Origin of the sequence: Sphingomonas sp. Ag1 (assembly GCF_000980895.1) — a bacterium.
In the GTDB taxonomy this organism is placed as follows: Bacteria; Pseudomonadota; Alphaproteobacteria; order Sphingomonadales; family Sphingomonadaceae; genus Sphingomonas; species Sphingomonas panaciterrae.
In genome coordinates, this window is the sequence record NZ_LAZX01000094.1 from 121,445 (window position 1) to 138,259 (window position 16,815).

A 16,815-nucleotide genomic window follows, 5' to 3' on the forward strand; every position below is an offset into this window, starting at 1 on the left:
TCAGGTCACCGCCTTGATCAGGCCTTTGCCGCGGCGTGGTTTTCGCGCCGGGGCGGGTTCGGTGGAGGCGGGACTGGTAGATGCAGGCGCCGCCACCGCGCGATCCTCGACGCCGGTATCGGCAGGTTCGCCGAAGGGGAGGTCGGCCGCAGTGCCGGGGAGCAGCGCATCCTCCTCCAATGTGGCGGGCGCATGCTCCTGCTCGGCGCGCGACCAGTGATCGTGGGCGCGCCCCTCGGGCTCACCTTCCTCCTGCCAGATCCGGTAGGCGCGCTGCCGGATCAGCTCTTCGCGGTCGTCCGCCATGATCATTCTCCCCATCTGATCGCCCTCCAACGCGCCGCGCGGGGAAACGACGCGAGGTTGGGAACAAAATCTTGGTTTGGCAGGAAAAAGCCGCCGATGCGGGGCGATCAGCGGCCGTAGGGGTTCTTGAGCGCGGGGATCCAGCCAGCGGACGGCGCGCCTGAGGGGGCGGCGCTGGGGTACGCCGCGGGGCGAGGCGCGACGGCGGCGCGGGCGCGGGCGGCATCGGGATCGATCGGCTCGGCGAACTTGATCCCGGCCTGTCCGTCACGTGCCCAGACTACGGTGGCGGCGACCGCCTGCAGCGCGCCGACGCTGACGAGGATCGTCGCGCCCGCCTGCAACCCCGTCGCCTGATCGAGCCGGACGCCGCCGGTCGACAGGTCGCGGACGCGGTGGCGGGTGGGGGCGCCGCCGCCGAACCGCTCTACCGTGGCGCCGAGGAACACGCTGTTACGCGGCGCGCGCGCGATCATTTCGCGGCCGGGCGTGGCATCGGCGGCGCGCGCGTGATCCTCGGGCGGCTGCGGATCGGTCATGCGGCGGTAATTGGGAATTTTGCCCCGGTCGCGCAAGCGGATCGTCGCGGGCGCAAATCACCCCTTGTGATGTTATCACGTCGCGGTTAGGGAGCGGCGATCCAGGGAGGGACCACGTTGAAGATCTTTGCCGTTCTGCTGGCCGGTACCGCGTTTGCCGCCACCCCCGCACTTGCCCAGTCCACCGATCAGCCGGCCGATACGCCAACACCGACCGCCGGCAACGCAGGCGGCAGGAATGACAGTGCGCCGACCCGGACGGGCCATGTGGAAGCCGACAATGACATTGTCGTCAGCGCGCCGTTCGTCCGGGATCTCAACCTGTTGGCGGGCAAATCTGTTGTCGCTGGTGATGAACTTGTCCGCGATCTGCGGCCGCAGATCGGCGACACGCTGACGCGCCAGCCGGGCGTCTCCGCCACCTCGTTCAGCCCCGGCGCGTCGCGCCCCGTGCTGCGCGGTTTCCAGGGCGAGCGCGTGCGGGTGCTGACCGATGGGCTGGGGTCGCTCGACGTGTCCAACACCTCGACCGATCATGGCGTGACGATCGACCCGCTGACGGCGGAGCGGATCGAGGTGCTGCGCGGCCCGGCGGTGATGCTGTTTGGCAGCCAGGCGATCGGCGGTGCGGTGAACGTGATCGATCGGCGCATCCCGCGCGGCGTGCCCGAACATGGCTATCACGTCGATGCGATCGGCACCTATGGCTCGGCGGCGAACGAGCGGAGCGGCGGCGCAGGCGTCGACGTGGCGCTGTCGTCGCAGATCGTGGCGCATGTCGATGGCAGCTATCGCAAGTCCGACGACCTTCGCATCGGCGGCTATCAATTGTCGCCGACGCTTCGCCGCGAGCAGCTGTCCATCGCCGCCGAGGAAGCGGCCGAAGGGCATACGGAGGAGGCCGCCGAGGCGCGGGCGCTGGCCAATCGGCGCGGGCGGCTGCCCAACAGCGGGACCGAGACCTATACGCTGGGCGCTGGCCTCGCGCTGATCAACGAGGGGGGCAGCCTCGGCTTCTCCGTTGGCTATTACGACAGCAAATATGGCGTGCCGGAGCGGCCCGGGGCGTCGCACCTGCACGGCGGCGGCGATCACGGCGATCATGATCACGACCACGACCACGACCACGATCATGGCGAGGAAGGGCATGATCACGGCGACGTGACGATCGCGATGAAGCAGTTCCGCGCTGACATGCGCGGCGAGGTGATCGCGGGCGGCGACTTCCTCGACCGCATCCGCTTCCGCGCCGGCTTTGCTGATTATGAGCATACCGAGTTCGAGGGCGCCGAGGTTGGCACCGTGTTCAATTCGCAGGCCTTCGAGGGGCGTGTCGAGCTGGTCCAGGCGGATCGCGGCGGCTGGCGTGGTGTGACCGGATTCCAGGGCTTTACGCGCGACTTCTCAGCGGTGGGCGCAGAAGCGTTCGTGCCCCCCAACGTGACCGACCAATATGGCCTGTTCACGCTGCAGGAGATCAACCGGGGTAACTGGGAGGTCGAATTTGCCGGCCGCTATGAACATGCGGCGGTGCGATCCAGCGCGGTGCGCGTCGGCCCGGAAGAGGACGCGCCGGTGGTTGGCGTCAGCCGCAACTTCAACGCCTTCTCCGGCGCGCTTGGCCTGTCCTATGCCGTGGCGCCGGAAGTGCGCATCGGGATCAACGGATCGCGCGCCGAGCGTGCTCCGTCGGCGGAGGAATTGTTCTCCAACGGGCCGCACATCGCAACGCAGGCGTATGAAATCGGCAACCCCAATTTCAAGACCGAGAAGAGCTGGGGACTGGAGCTGTATGCGCGCGGGCGGACCGGGCCGGTCCGCTTCCAGGTCAGCGGCTACGCCACCTGGTTCGACGATTACATCTATGAAAATGCGGTCGGCGGCGCGCGCGACGGCCTGCCGATCTTCCAATATTTCCAGGCCGGTGCGCGCTATTACGGCGTCGAAGGCGAGCTGACCGCGGACCTGATCCGGACCAACGGGTTCGAACTGGATGCCAATATCGTCGCCGATTACGTCAATGCGACGCTGACCAACGATCGTGGCCCGGTGCCGCGTATCCCGCCGCTGCGCGTGCTGGGCGGGCTGAGCGCGCGGGCGGGCGATTTCGGCGGCCGGGTCGAGGTGGAGCATGTCACGGCGCAGAACCGCGTCGCGGCATTCGAGACGCCGACCGAGGATTTCACGCTGGTCAATGCGTCCTTGTCGTTCAAGCCGTTCGGGCGCGAGAGCGAGACGACCTTCATCGTGTCGGCGAACAACATCTTCGACGTGGACGCGCGGCGCCATGCGTCGTTCACCAAGGATTATGTGCCGCTCGCCGGGCGCGACATCCGGGTCGCGGCGCGGCTGAGCTTCTGAATGCGAAAGGGGCATCCGCCGGCCTGATCGGTCGGCGGATGCCCCTTCCTTGTCGTCAAAGATCAACGGTGGCGGATCAGAGGCACGCCTCGAGAAACGCCTGATCGAAGCCGAACTGCTTGGCCTTGTCGATCGTATAGGGGCGAAGGCCCATGGCGCGATATTCGCCGATGATCTTCCCGTCGGCGCTCTCGTCCAGATATTCGAACTTGAAGAGCTCCTGCGTGACGATCACGGGGCCTTCCATGCCGATCACCTCGGTGACGTTGGTGACCCGGCGCGAGCCGTCGCGCAGGCGCTTCACCTGGATGATCATGTCGACCGAATCGGCGATCTGGCGGCTGATCGCCTCCTTCGGCACCTTGATGTCCGACATCATCACCATGTTCTCCATACGCGCCAGCGCCTCTCGCGGGCTGTTGGAGTGGAGCGTGCACATCGAGCCATCGTGGCCGGTGTTCATCGCCGAGAGCATGTCGAAACACTCGGCGCCGCGAATTTCGCCGAGAATGATACGGTCCGGGCGCATACGCAGCGCGTTCTTGACGAGATCGCGGATCGAGATCTCGCCCTGACCCTCAAGATTGGCGGGGCGGGTTTCGAGCGGCAGCCAGTGCGGCTGCTGGAGGCGGAGTTCGGCCGCGTCCTCGATCGTCAGCACGCGCTCGCCGGGGTCGATCATCTTCGACAGGGCGTTGAGCATCGTCGTCTTGCCCGAGCCGGTGCCGCCCGAGATGACGATGTTGAAGCGGCAGGCGCCGGCGATCTTCAGCGCGGTCGCCATTTTGGGCGACATCGATCCGAAGCCGGCCATCATGTCGAGCGTGATCGGCTTGGCAGAGAATTTACGGATCGAGATGGCGGTGCCGCGAAGCGAGAGCGGCGGGACGATCACGTTGACGCGGGAGCCGTCCTTCAAACGAGCGTCGGCGAGCGGCGTCGTCTGGTCGACGCGGCGGCCGACCGAGTTGCAGATGCGCTGCGCGATCTGGAACAGATGTTCCTCGTCACGGAACTGGATCTGCGCGAGTTGCAGCTTGCCCTTCTTTTCGATGAAGGTCTGGTCCGGGCCGTTGACCATGATGTCCGAGATTTCGGGATCGGCCAGCAGTTCCTCGAGCGGGCCGAGGCCGAGCAGCTCGTCGACCAGCACCTTTTCCAGCGCGAACTGTTCGCGGCGGTTGAGGGTGAGCTTCAGCTCGGCGAGCACCTCGCCGATGATCGGGCGGAATTCCTCCGCCAGCTCGTCCTTGCCGAGCGTGGCCGCGGCCTCCGGATCGACGCGCTCGAGAAGGCGCGGGAGCACCTGTTCCTTGATCTTGTGGATCGACGCCTCGAAGCCTTCCATGCGGCTGTTGCCGGCGTCGCCCGAGGTGGCCTGACGTTCGGCGAGGCGCTGCATCGCGTCCATCTGGAGCCCCGGCATGGTGCCGACGATGTCGGGCGCCGCAAGCTCTCCGGGAAGGGGCAGGGCGTCGAGCGCGGGGAATTGGTCACCGCCATCGGGGCGGGGCGCCGGGGCGCCACCCTGCATCGGGCGCGCCACGCCAAACCCGGGGCGCGCGGCCGTACCTACGTTGTTACGACGCCCAAAAGCGCTCATGCCATCCGTCCTGCTAACACCGGAGAATTGGTAAGCGGCAAGGCTTTATATTTGCCTAATTACGGGCGTCTGGCGGGATCAGTCGCGCGATGGGGCGCGGGCGGTGGCGGTGTCTTTTTCCCGGGCAAGCAGCGCCTGTTTGCGCTCGGGGCCAAAGGCGTAGCCGCCAGTTGCCCCGTCGCTGCGGGTGACTCGGTGGCAGGGGATGAGGATGGGGACGTGGTTGGCGCCGCACGCGCTTCCCGCCGCCCGTACCGCCCCCGGCCGGCCGGCGAGCGCCGCGAGATCGGCATAGCTGCGCGTCTCGCCGGGCGGGATGGTGCGCAATGCCTGCCAGATCGCCTCCTGAAAGGCGGTGCCGCGCACGTCGAGCGGCAGGTTGTGGTCACGGGCGGGGGATTCGACAAGCGCGACGACCTCTTGGGCGAGGTGGGCGAGCGCCGCGTCGCCGGGGATGATCTGCGCCTGGGGGAACAGGCGGTCGAGGTCGTCCGGCCCGGTATCAAAGGCGAGGCGGCAGATGCCGCGGTCGGTGGCGGCGACCAGCAGGGGGCCAAGGCTGGTCGGCGCGATAGTCCAGCGGATCGTGACGCCGGCGCCACCGCGGCTCCAGGCGCTGGGGCTCATGCCGAGCCGTGGGACGGCGTGGTCGTAGAAGCGGCTCGGCGCGGAATAGCCGCCCTCGTAGATGGCCGTCGTGACGGAGGCGCCGGCGGCGAGCGCCTCGGTGGCGCGGCTTGCCTTCAGCCCGCGCGCATAAGCGGCGGGCGTGACGCCGGTCGCGCGCCTGAACAGGCGGTGGAAATGGTGCGGGGCGTAGCCGACGCTGGTGGCGAGTTCTTCCAGCGGGGGCGGAACCTCAGCCGCGTCGAGGAGAGTGAGCGCGCGGGCGACGGCGAGGCGATCGCGGGCGATCTCGTCCGGGCGGCAGCGCAGGCACGCGCGATAGCCGGCCGCGCGCGCCTGATCGGGGGCGGGGTAGAAGGACACATTCTCGCGCCGGGGGTGCCGGGCGGGGCAGCTTGGCCGGCAATAGATGCCGGTGGTGCGCACCGCGACCACGAACCGGCCGTCGGCGCCACGATCGCGGCTGGCGAAGGCGGCCCAAGCGGCGTCGGTGTCGATGGCATCGCTCATGACCCTGATGTACGACACCGCGCGGACGCAGGCATCCCATGGCTTGCGATCAAAACAGAACAATGAACGGGAGAGGGTGAATGGACGATCTGGTCTTGCTGGACGTGGCCGATGGCGTGGCGACGGTGACGCTGAACCGGCCGGGGGCGATGAACGCGCTGTCGACCGCGCTGCGGGCGCGCCTCTACGCGGTGATGAAACAGGTCGACGCCGACGATGACGTGCGGGCGGTGGTGCTGACGGGGGCGGGCGAGCGCGCGTTTACCGCCGGGCTGGACCTGAAGGAGCTGGGATCGCAGGCCGGCGCACTCGGCTCCGCCAATGCGCGCGGCGCGGACGAGAACCCGGTCAAGGCGATCGAACTGTGCCGCAAGCCGGTGATCGGCGCGATCAACGGGGTGGCGATCACCGGCGGGTTCGAGGTGGCGCTGGCATGCGATATCCTGATCGCGAGCGAGAATGCGCGCTTTGCCGACACCCATGCGCGGGTCGGCGTGATGCCGGGCTGGGGGTTGAGCCAGAAACTGTCGCGGCTGATCGGCATTTCGCGGGCCAAGGAATTGTCGCTGAGCGGCAATTTCATCGATGCGGCGACCGCCGAGCGCTGGAGGCTGGTCAATCGCGTGGTGCCGGCGGGCGACCTGCTGGCGACGGCGCGCAAGCTGGCGGGGGACATTGCTTCTGCCGATGCAGGCTTCATCGCGGCGTACAAGAAGCTGATCGACGATGGCTTTGCGCGGCCGTTCGGCGAGGCGATGGCGCTGGAGCATGAGCGCTCGTCGGCGGCGAACCAGGCGGTGACGCCGGAAGCGGTCGAGGCACGGCGCGCGGCGGTACAGGCGCGGGGGCGGTCGCAATAGCGCTTTTCTTCCCAAATATCCCCGCTAAGTTCATGGAACGGGGATGAAAACGGGGGATGGATGACCTGGGGGAAACTGGCCGCACTGTGCGGTGCGATCCTGGCGGCGACGCCTGCCGCAGCCGAATGGCTGGAGGCGTCGTCGCGGCACTTCGTGCTGTATTCGGACACGAGCGAGAAGATGATTCGGCGCCAGTCGGAGGCGCTGGAACGGCTCGACTGGGGGCTGCGCCGGTTCGCCAAGGTGCAGGACGAGCCCGAGATTGCGTCGCGCAAGGTCACCGTCTTTCTGATCGATGATTCGCAGGTGCGATCGCTGTGCGGATGCCAGAATGTCGGAGGCTTCTACCAAACGCGGGTGAGTGGATCGATCGCGTTCAGCGGCAAGGCGTCGTCGTTCGGTGACAATGGCATCGGGCAGATGGTGCTGTTCCACGAATATGCGCACCATTTCATGTTCGCGTCCTACGACCTCGCCTTTCCCGCCTGGTACACAGAAGGCTTCGCCGAGTTCGCGTCGACGATGCGGATCGAGGACGATTCGGCGCAGATCGGCGTCCCGGCGCAGCACCGCGCCCGTGGGCTGTTCCAGGGCCAGCGCTTTCGGGTGCCGGAAATGTTCGATCCGACGCTGCGATCGCGGCTGGGCAGCGCCGAGCGGCAGGACGCGTTTTATGGGCGCGGCTGGCTGCTCACCCATTATCTGACGTTCAAGCCCGAGCGGTACCGGCAGTTCCAGCAATATCTGAGGCTGCTGAATAGCGGCACGCCAAGCGTGGCGGCGGCCGAACAGTCATTCGGCGACCTTGGCGCATTGTCGATCGAAGTGGACCGGTATCTTGCCGGCTCGCGGATGCCGGCCATGACCATGATGTACGATGGGAATGTGTTGCCGGCGGCCCGTGTGCGGCGTTTGTCAGCGGGCGAAGCGGACATGATCGACCTACGAATGCGATCGATACGCGGCGTCACCAAGACGGAGGCGGCGAAGCTGTACGCCAGGGCGGCTCCGATCGCCGTCAAATATGCCGATGACGCGCTGGTTCAGGGATGGCTGGCCGAAATGGCCTTTGATGCCGAGCAATATGACGCGGCGGTGGCGGCGGCGGACCAGGCGATCGCGCGGGATGCCCGATCCGTCCAGGCGCATATGTATCGCGGCGCGGCACTGCTGCGCCAGTTGAAGCAGGGCAATGTCAAGGATGCCGCGCAGTGGGACCGCGCCCGCCGCAGCATCATCGCGGCCAACCGCAGCGATCCGGACGATGCCGAGCCGCTCTGGTGGTTCTGGCTGAGTTTCCAGATGCAGGAGCGCCAGCCGACCGCGTCGGCGATCAAGGGGCTGTACCGCGCGCAGGAACTGACACCGCAGGATTGGGGGGTCAGGATGGCCGCGGCAGTGGGGCGGATCGAGGCAAAGGAGTGGGCCGAGGCCAAGCGGCTCTTGCGGCCGATCGCCTATCATCCCCACGCGCCCGAGGATAATCTGGCGTTGGCCATGCTGACCGCAATCGAAGCGGGGAAGACGGGGAGCGAGATCCGGGCGGTCGGCGAGGTGAAAACGGAGGCGACGGGCGAACAGCCGTGAGCGGCGCGCCCCGCCGCCGCAGACCTTCTGCCAGGGCGGCTAGCCGCGCCGCCACCGATTGGCGCTGATCAGCCGGCGGTTTCGCGGAACAGCGTCAGCGTCCGGTCGCGCGCGAGTTCGGCCGAGGGCTCGTGATAATCCTTGCGCCGGTCGGAGTTGAAGCCGTGCCCGGCTTCATAGACATGAACTTCGGCGAGCGGATGCGCGCAGGCGATGGTCGCCTCGACGCCCTCCATCGGGATGCCGCGATCATAGCGGCCGAAGTGCGCGATAACGGGAACGCGTGGGGCGGCTTCCGCGGCGAAGGCGGGAATCATGCTGCCATAATAGGCCGAGGCGGCGGCCACATCGTCGAGCTTCGTCGCGGCCGCCCAGGCGACGGAGCCACCGTAGCAATAGCCGACCACGAACACCGGCCCCTTGTCCTTGAGACGGTCGATGCAGCTTTGCGTGTCCTTCAGTGACAGGTCGAACGGGTGAAGCGTGCGCGCCAGCTCAACCGCGCGCTCGAAGCCGGGGCCTGTATAGTCCGCCTCGAACCCCGGATGCTCGCGGTCGAACAGCGCGGGGGCGAGCACTTCATATCCTTCGGTCGCATAATCATCGGCCATGTCGCGGATGTGATCGGTAACGCCAAAGATTTCCTGCACCAGCACGACCCCGCCGCGCCGCTCGCCCGCGGGAGTGACGTGATAGACCGCGATATCGGCGCCGTCGCTCATCGTCATGCGCATCATCTTGCCCGTCGGGCCATCAAGCATCGCAATCCCTCCGTTTCCGATTGTTGCATCCACGCTACCCCTTTGCTACGCGGCGGCCAACCCAAGCGTCGGCGCCGTTAGCGCGTCGTGTTTTCGCATGGGGGTTTAACCTTAGTGCGAACGGGGATTCGACTCGCGTGGATGGTTCCAGCGGTAATCTAGGTGGCAGCATCCAGGCGAGCCTGGGCGGTCGGTATGCGACTGCGCTGTTTGACCTCGCCGAACAGGCGAAGACGATCGATACGGTGGAGGCGAGCCTGGCAAAGGTTCGGGCCGCACTGGATCAGTCGGACGATTTCAAGGCGTTGACGACCTCGCCGGTCGTGGCGCGCGACGCGGCAGGAAAGGCTGTGCTGGCGACCGCCGACGAGCTCGGCGTTGATCCCGTGACGCGCAACTTCCTGGGCGTGCTGGCGCAGAATCGCCGGCTGGCGCAGCTGCCCGCGATCATTCGCGCCTTTCGCATGCTTGCCGCGCACCATCGCGGCGAAGTCACCGCTGACGTCACCAGCGCGCACCCGCTGACCGACGATCAGGTCACCGAACTGAAGCAGCAGCTGCGCCAGCGCGTCGGCCGCGAGGTGTCGGTCGAGCTGTCGGTCGATCCTGCGCTGCTTGGCGGACTTGTCGTCCGCGTCGGCTCCCAGATGATCGATTCGTCGATCCGTACCCGCTTGAATGCGCTCGCCAGCGCGATGAAGGGCTAAGAACAATGGATATTCGCGCCGCAGAAATCTCCAAGGTCATCAAGGACCAGATCGCCAACTTCGGCACCGAGGCCCAGGTCAGCGAGACCGGCCAGGTGCTCAGCGTCGGTGACGGCATCGCGCGCATCTATGGCCTCGACAACGTCCAGGCGGGCGAGATGGTCGAGTTCGCCAATGGCGTGCAGGGCATGGCCCTCAACCTCGAAGCCGACAACGTCGGCGTCGTGATCTTCGGCTCGGACGCCGAGATCAAGGAAGGCGACACCGTTCGTCGTACCGGCACCATCGTGGACGTGCCGGTCGGCAAGGGCCTGCTAGGCCGCGTGGTCGATGGCCTGGGCAACCCGATCGACGGCAAGGGCCCGATCGTGGCGGCCGAGCGCCGCCGCGTCGAGGTGAAGGCGCCGGGCATCATCCCGCGCAAATCGGTGCATGAGCCGGTGCAGACCGGCCTGAAGGCGATCGACGCGCTTGTGCCGGTTGGCCGTGGCCAGCGCGAGCTGATCATCGGTGATCGTCAGACCGGCAAGTCGGCAATCGCGATCGACACGTTCATCAACCAGCGTGAAGTGAACAAGGGCGACGACGAATCGAAGAAGCTGTACTGCGTCTATGTCGCAGTGGGCCAGAAGCGTTCGACCGTCGCGCAGCTCGTCCGCACGCTGGAAGAGAATGGCGCGATGGAATATTCCATCATCATCGCCGCGACCGCTTCGGACCCGGCGCCGCTGCAGTTCCTGGCGCCGTACACCGGCACCGCGATGGGCGAGTTCTTCCGCGACAACGGCATGCACGCCGTGATCGTGTTCGACGACCTTTCCAAGCAGGCAGTCGCTTATCGTCAGATGTCGCTGCTGCTGCGCCGTCCGCCGGGCCGTGAAGCCTATCCCGGCGACGTGTTCTATCTCCACTCGCGCCTGCTGGAGCGTGCGGCGAAGATGAACGACGCCAATGGCGGTGGCTCGCTGACCGCGCTGCCGATCATCGAGACGCAGGCAGGCGACGTGTCGGCCTACATCCCGACCAACGTGATCTCGATCACCGACGGCCAGATCTTCCTTGAAACCGACCTGTTCTTCGCGGGCATCCGCCCGGCGATCAACGTCGGTCTGTCGGTGAGCCGCGTCGGCTCGGCCGCGCAGACCAAGGCGATGAAGAAGGTGTCGGGCTCGATCAAGCTGGAGCTGGCGCAGTACCGCGAGATGGCGGCCTTCGCTCAGTTCGGTTCGGACCTCGACGCATCGACCCAGAAGCTGCTGAACCGTGGCGCGCGCCTGACCGAGCTGCTGAAGCAGCCGCAGTTCTCGCCGCTGCCGTTCGAGGAGCAGACGGTGTCGATCTTTGCCGGCACCAACGGCTATCTCGACAATGTCGCGGTGCAGGACGTGGTCCGTTACGAGGCGGCGATGTTGGCCTTCATGCGCGACCAGCATGGCGCGACGCTGGCGAAGATCCGCGATACGCGCGATCTGGGCGACGAGGCCAAGGGCCAGGTCGTCGCGGCGCTCGACGCTTTCGCCAAGACGTTCGCGTAACGGATAGGGCAACACATCGCGTCACCCCGGCGTCAGGCCGGGGTCCCGCTGCTGCCACGGCAGGAACAGGCGGGAGGCCGCGCAGGCGCGGCATGACGGGTGAGGGGACGGTGAAGAACTAGAATGGCAAGCCTCAAGGCCCTAAAGATCCGCATCGGCTCGGTGAAGTCGACGCAGAAGATCACCAAGGCGATGAAGATGGTCGCCGCCGCGAAGCTGCGCCGTGCGCAGGAAGCGGCGATCGCCGGTCGCCCCTATGCGGAGCGGCTGGAGGCGGTGATGTCCAGCCTCGCGTCCAAGGTGACGGTCAGCGAGAACAGCCCCAAGCTGCTCGCGGGCACCGGCAAGGACCAGGTGCACCTGCTCGTCGTCGCGACGTCGGAGCGCGGCCTGGCGGGCGCGTTCAACACGAACATCGTTCGTGCCGCGCGCAAGAAGGCCGAGGAGCTGGAAGGCCAGGGCAAGACGGTGCGCTTCTATCTCGCCGGCAAGAAGGGGCGCGTGCTGCGCCGTTTCTACCCGGACGCGATCCTGGCCGATCATGAGCTCGGGCAGCACAAGGTGCTCGGTTTCGACCAGGCACGCGAAGTTGCCGATGACCTGATCGCACGCTTCGAGGCGGGCGAGTTCGACGTCGCGCATCTGTTCTACGCCAAGTTCCAGTCGGCGCTGGTGCAGATCCCGACCGGGCAGCAGATCATTCCGGTGTCGGTGCCGACGGTTGCCGTCGATACCGCCAACGATGGCGATGCGGCGGTGGAGTACGAGCCCGACGAGGAAGCGATCCTCGCCGAGCTGCTGCCGCGCAACGTCGCGATCCAGGTGTTCCGCGCCATGCAGGAAAATGCCGCGTCCGAGCAGGGCAGCCGCATGACCGCCATGGACAATGCGACGCGCAACGCCGGCGACATGATCAAGCGGCTGTCGATCCAGTACAACCGCGCGCGTCAGGCCGCGATCACGACCGAGCTGGTCGAGATCATCTCGGGCGCCGAAGCCCTGTGATGAAGGCGGGCATCCTGCTGGCGGCGGCGACGCTTGCCCTGGCGGGTTGCTCCGGCGCGCCTGCCGGGAATGACACGGCAGAGGCGGCCTACAACAACAGCTTCGTCTCGCCCAATCTTGCCGGGGGAACCTGGCAAGGGGTGTTCGACGATCCGGCAAGCTCGATCGACCATTTCGCACGCATCGGGCTTCGCCCCGGTGCATATGAGAAGGTCGGTGGCGAATGGCGATCGGAGGCCGTGCCAACGGCGATGACCGATCCGTCGGCGCCCAACCCGGTGATGGCGATGTTCGTCGCCGCCGGAGACGAGAAGAAGCTGTCGCGAGTCACCTTCACGCTGGTCGAGCCGCTTGCGTCGAACGACCAGCAGGCGCGCGACCAGTTCGACAAGTGGATGAGCCAGGCGCTTACCCAGCTTGGCGTGGCCGGTGGCGACCAGGCGTTGAAGGCGATCCATGGCGAAGCGAGCGCGACCGGCACGGTGCCGGGCGGCGCGCGCTACGCCGTCGATCGTGAGACGACCGACAAGGATCGGTTGCTGGCCGTGACCTTCACGCCCGGCGACCCTATATTGAACGGGACCGACCCGACGGCTAGCTGAGCCGCCGCAACGCCCCGCACGACGACCAACGACACAATCCTGCACCCGCAGGCACGACGAAGAAGGTAGAAGCAAGATGGCCACCGTCCTCGAGGATCGCCCGACCACTTCGGGCAGCAACAATGTGGGCCGCATCAGCCAGGTGATCGGCGCGGTGGTCGACGTGACGTTCGACACCCACCTGCCGGCGATCCTGTCGGCGCTGGAGACGAGCAACAACGGCCAGCGCCTGGTGCTCGAAGTCGCCCAGCACCTGGGTGAGAACACCGTTCGCACGATCGCGATGGATTCGACCGAGGGCCTGACCCGCGGCCAGAGCGTGACCGACACGGGCGCGCAGATCACCGTGCCGGTCGGCCCGGCGACGCTCGGCCGCATCCTGAACGTCGTCGGCGAGCCGATCGACGAGCGCGGCCCGGTCAACTCGGAGCATCACGCGCCGATCCACGCCAAGGCGCCGGAGTTCATCGACCAGTCGACCGAAAGCTCGATCCTGGTCACCGGCATCAAGGTGATCGACCTGCTCGCGCCTTATGCAAAGGGCGGCAAGATCGGCCTGTTCGGCGGCGCCGGCGTCGGCAAGACCGTGCTGATCCAGGAGCTGATCAACAACATCGCGAAGGGCCATGGCGGCACGTCGGTGTTCGCGGGCGTCGGTGAGCGTACCCGCGAGGGCAACGATCTGTACCACGAGTTCCTCGACGCGGGCGTTATCGCCAAGGATGCCGACGGCAACCCGACGACCGAAGGGTCGAAGGTGGCGCTGGTGTTCGGCCAGATGAACGAGCCGCCGGGCGCGCGTGCCCGCGTCGCTCTGTCGGGCCTGACCATCGCGGAATACTTCCGTGACGTTGAGGGCCAGGACGTGCTGTTCTTCGTCGACAACATCTTCCGCTTCACCCAGGCGGGCGCGGAAGTGTCGGCACTGCTCGGCCGTATTCCGTCGGCGGTGGGCTATCAGCCGACTCTGTCGACCGACATGGGCGCGCTGCAGGAGCGCATCACGTCGACCAACAAGGGTTCGATCACCTCGGTGCAGGCCGTGTACGTCCCCGCGGACGACCTTACCGACCCGGCGCCGGCGACCTCGTTCGCCCACTTGGACGCGACGACCGTGCTTAACCGCGCGATCTCTGAACTCGGCATCTATCCGGCGGTGGACCCGCTCGATTCGACCAGCCGCGTTCTCGAGCCGCGCGTTGTCGGCCAGGAGCATTACGAGACGGCGCGCGCCGTGCAGACGATCCTGCAGAAGTACAAGTCGCTGCAGGACATCATCGCCATCCTCGGCATGGACGAGCTGTCCGAAGAGGATAAGCTGACCGTCAGCCGCGCCCGCAAGATCCAGCGCTTCCTCAGCCAGCCGTTCCACGTCGCCGAGGTGTTCACCAACATCCCCGGCAAGTTCGTGCAGATCGAGGACACGGTGCGCAGCTTCAAGGCGGTGGTGAACGGGGAGTACGATCACCTGCCGGAAGCAGCCTTCTACATGGTCGGCGGCATCGACGAAGTCGTCGCCAAGGCCGAGAAGCTGGCGCAGGAAGCGTAAGCACGTTTCCCTCCTGCCTAACAGGAGGGCCGCAGGGCGGGGATTGATCTGAGGATCGACCCCGACCGCCCGGTCCTCCCAGCCCCTTCCCGGGTGGAAGGGATTGAGAAGAAGAAATGCTGCACTTCGAACTCGTCACGCCTGAACGCCTCGTCCGCAGCGAGAGCGTGTACATGGTCACCGTTCCCGGCACCGAAGGCGACTTCGGCGTGCTGGAAGGCCATGCACCGCTGATGTCGACGATCCGCGACGGCAATCTGCTGGTCCAGAAGACCGCGGGCGCCGCGCCGGAAACGATCGCCATTCGCGGCGGCTTTGCTGAAGTGAACGCCAACGGCCTGACCGTTCTGGCGGAGCATGCTGCCTAAGGGCGGTTCGCTCACGCGTCCTTAGCGGACATTGTCAAAGGCTTCCCCGGATCGGATCCGGGGAGGCCTTTGTCGTTTTGGGCGTCGGCGCTAGCGGGCGAAGCTCCGTTGGAGGAAGTCGGCGTAGATGCTGGTCAGCGTGTGGAGGTCGGCCACCGATACCGCCTCATCAAGCTTGTGCATGGTCGCGTTGAGCAGGCCGAATTCCACCACCGGGCAGACCGCAGCGAGGAAGCGCGCGTCCGACGTGCCGCCCGAGGTGGAAAGTTCGGGCACCAGCCCGGTACAGGCCTCGATCGAGGTGGCGAGGGTGGCCGAAAGAGCGCCGGGCTCGGTCAGGAACGCCTCTCCCGACACCTTGGGCGTGACGATCGCGTCGGGTGCGTGGCGCTGGACGATGGCGGTGATCCGTCGGCCTAGCTCTTCGCCCCGGTGCAGGTCATTGAAGCGGATCGAGAGGCGGGCAGTAGCGCGCGCCGGGATCACGTTGGTCGAGGGGTTGCCGACGGTGATATCGGTCACCTCGATATTGGACGGCTGGAACCAGTCGGTGCCCGCGTCCAGCACGATTCCCTCGATCTCGGCCAAGGCCGCAATGAGCCGCGGGATCGGATTGTCGGCGAGGTGCGGGTAGGCGACATGCCCTTGGCGGCCAGGGATATCGATCCAGATGTTGACCGATCCGCGCCGGCCGATCTTCATCATGTCGCCGAGCCGCGTCGTCGAGGTCGGCTCTCCCACGAGGCAGGCGTCCGGGCGGATGCCGCGTGTCGCCATGCGATCGATCAACGCGCGGGTGCCGTAGATCGCCGGGCCTTCCTCATCGCCGGTGATCAGCAGGCTGGTGGTGCCGGGGCCATCGACCTGCGATGCGGCCGCGACGAAGGCGGCGATCGCGCCCTTCATGTCAACGGCGCCGCGGCCATAGAGCAGATCGCCGCGGACCTCCGGCTCGAAGGCGCCGCTGGTCCAGCCGTCACCCGGCGGGACCACGTCGAGGTGGCCTGCAAAGGCGATGTGCGGCCCGCCGCTGCCGCGGACGGCGAGGAGGTTTTCGACCGGACCGTCGGGCGCCTCGCCGACCAAGAAGCGATCCACGTCGAAGCCGAGCGGGCGCAAGGCCGCCTCAAGCACGTCGAACACCAGGCCGCGGGCAGGGGTAACGCTTTCGCAGGCGAGCAAGGCCTGCGCCAGCGCGAGAACATCGGTCATTGCCGGGCCGGCTGTTCGAACTGTTCGATCACCCAATCCTCTTCCTGCGCACCGGCGATCCAGTCCTGCATGAACGGATGGGCGAGGACGGCCGCGATATAGGATTGCGCGAACCGCGCGACCGGCAGCGAATAGGTAACGATGCGGGTGCAGACAGGCGCGAACATGATGTCGACGGCGTTGAACTCCCCGAACAGGAACTCGCCATCGCCACCCCAGCGGGCGCGGGCCTGCGCCCACAATTCCATCATTCGGGTGAGATCGGCCACCACGCCAGCCGATGGCGGTGCGGGCGGATAGATCTGGCGGATGTTCATGCTGTGCTCGCGGCGCAGCGAGACGAAGCTGGAATGCATTTCCGCCGCCATTGAGCGGGCCATGGCGCGGGCGGCATCGTCCTTGGGCCAGAACACGTCTCGGCCGACCTTGTCGGCGAGATATTCGATGATGGCGAGGCTGTCCCACACCACCGCGTCACCATCCCACAGGATCGGCACCTTGCCAGATGACGGGGCGAACTCTGCGCCCCCACGGCGCTTGTCCCAATCCTGATCATAGAGCGGCACCACGACTTCCTCGAACGGGACGCCCGACTGCTTGCAGGCGAGCCAGCCGCGCAGCGACCAGGAGGAATAGGCCTTGTTGCCGATGATCAATTTCATAGCTGCAAGGGGTAGAGCCGC

Annotated in this window: 16 protein-coding genes; 9 read left to right on the forward strand and 7 right to left on the reverse strand. The window is 66.7% G+C overall.

Annotated features, from left to right (window positions below):
- Positions 1–321 carry a DUF2934 domain-containing protein gene (locus XM50_RS13390; protein WP_231621978.1) on the reverse strand — a complete coding sequence of 107 codons (321 nt, stop codon included), beginning with the start codon at positions 319–321 and terminating at the stop codon, positions 1–3.
- A 92-nt stretch (positions 322–413) separates the two neighbouring features.
- Positions 414–881 (reverse strand): PilZ domain-containing protein, encoded by a 468-nt coding sequence (locus tag XM50_RS19225; protein WP_052742574.1) that lies wholly within the window; start codon positions 879–881, stop codon positions 414–416.
- Between the two features lie 81 nt (positions 882–962).
- On the opposite strand from XM50_RS19225, the gene XM50_RS13400 reads away from it, so the two are divergent.
- A complete protein-coding gene (locus XM50_RS13400) occupies positions 963–3,206 on the forward strand; it encodes a TonB-dependent receptor (protein WP_082103067.1) in 2,244 nt (747 codons plus the stop codon).
- A gap of 76 nt (positions 3,207–3,282) precedes the next feature.
- Here XM50_RS13400 and XM50_RS13405 read toward each other — a convergent pair whose 3' ends face one another.
- The gene (locus XM50_RS13405) at positions 3,283–4,809 is read right to left on the reverse strand and encodes a CpaF family protein (protein ID WP_046410196.1); all 1,527 of its coding nucleotides are present in this window, start codon (positions 4,807–4,809) and stop codon (positions 3,283–3,285) included.
- Between the two features lie 78 nt (positions 4,810–4,887).
- Positions 4,888–5,946, reverse strand: coding sequence for a bifunctional DNA-binding transcriptional regulator/O6-methylguanine-DNA methyltransferase Ada (ada, locus tag XM50_RS13410; RefSeq protein ID WP_046410197.1), 1,059 nt, complete (start codon positions 5,944–5,946; stop codon positions 4,888–4,890).
- A gap of 80 nt (positions 5,947–6,026) precedes the next feature.
- Between ada and XM50_RS13415 the strand changes: the two genes are divergently transcribed.
- Both XM50_RS13415 and XM50_RS13420 read left to right on the forward strand, forming a co-directional pair.
- A complete protein-coding gene (locus XM50_RS13415) occupies positions 6,027–6,806 on the forward strand; it encodes an enoyl-CoA hydratase (protein WP_156167256.1) in 780 nt (259 codons plus the stop codon).
- 60 nt (positions 6,807–6,866) lie between these two features.
- Complete coding sequence (locus XM50_RS13420) at positions 6,867–8,393, forward strand: hypothetical protein (RefSeq protein ID WP_046410199.1); 1,527 nt, start codon at positions 6,867–6,869, stop codon at positions 8,391–8,393.
- A 68-nt stretch (positions 8,394–8,461) separates the two neighbouring features.
- On the opposite strand, the gene XM50_RS13425 is transcribed toward XM50_RS13420, so the two are convergent.
- Positions 8,462–9,154 (reverse strand): dienelactone hydrolase family protein, encoded by a 693-nt coding sequence (locus XM50_RS13425; protein ID WP_046410201.1) that lies wholly within the window; start codon positions 9,152–9,154, stop codon positions 8,462–8,464.
- Positions 9,155–9,291: 137 nt separating this feature from the next.
- Between XM50_RS13425 and XM50_RS13430 the strand changes: the two genes are divergently transcribed.
- From XM50_RS13430 to XM50_RS13455, 6 genes are all read left to right on the forward strand, one after another.
- Positions 9,292–9,861: a F0F1 ATP synthase subunit delta gene (locus tag XM50_RS13430; RefSeq protein WP_046410203.1), complete on the forward strand. Its 570-nt coding sequence runs from the start codon at positions 9,292–9,294 to the stop codon at positions 9,859–9,861.
- 5 nt (positions 9,862–9,866) lie between these two features.
- Positions 9,867–11,396 (forward strand): F0F1 ATP synthase subunit alpha, encoded by a 1,530-nt coding sequence (atpA, locus tag XM50_RS13435; RefSeq protein ID WP_046410204.1) that lies wholly within the window; start codon positions 9,867–9,869, stop codon positions 11,394–11,396.
- Between the two features lie 123 nt (positions 11,397–11,519).
- Entirely contained in the window at positions 11,520–12,401 is an 882-nt protein-coding gene (locus XM50_RS13440; protein WP_046410206.1) for a F0F1 ATP synthase subunit gamma, read from the forward strand.
- On the forward strand, positions 12,401–13,003 hold the full coding sequence (locus XM50_RS13445) for a hypothetical protein (protein ID WP_046410208.1): 603 nt from the start codon (positions 12,401–12,403) through the stop codon (positions 13,001–13,003). Before XM50_RS13440 ends, XM50_RS13445 begins: the two co-directional genes overlap by 1 nt.
- Before the next feature lie 76 nt (positions 13,004–13,079).
- Positions 13,080–14,552 carry a F0F1 ATP synthase subunit beta gene (atpD, locus tag XM50_RS13450; protein WP_046410209.1) on the forward strand — a complete coding sequence of 491 codons (1,473 nt, stop codon included), beginning with the start codon at positions 13,080–13,082 and terminating at the stop codon, positions 14,550–14,552.
- 116 nt (positions 14,553–14,668) lie between these two features.
- The gene (locus XM50_RS13455; protein WP_046410211.1) at positions 14,669–14,920 is read left to right on the forward strand and encodes an ATP synthase F1 subunit epsilon; all 252 of its coding nucleotides are present in this window, start codon (positions 14,669–14,671) and stop codon (positions 14,918–14,920) included.
- Positions 14,921–15,010: 90 nt separating this feature from the next.
- Here the strand turns inward: XM50_RS13455 and dapE are convergent, their stop codons facing one another.
- The gene (gene dapE, locus XM50_RS13460) at positions 15,011–16,132 is read right to left on the reverse strand and encodes a succinyl-diaminopimelate desuccinylase (protein ID WP_046410212.1); all 1,122 of its coding nucleotides are present in this window, start codon (positions 16,130–16,132) and stop codon (positions 15,011–15,013) included.
- A complete protein-coding gene (locus XM50_RS13465) occupies positions 16,129–16,794 on the reverse strand; it encodes a glutathione S-transferase family protein (RefSeq protein WP_046410213.1) in 666 nt (221 codons plus the stop codon). Before XM50_RS13465 ends, dapE begins: the two co-directional genes overlap by 4 nt.
- Positions 16,795–16,815 lie beyond the last annotated feature (21 nt).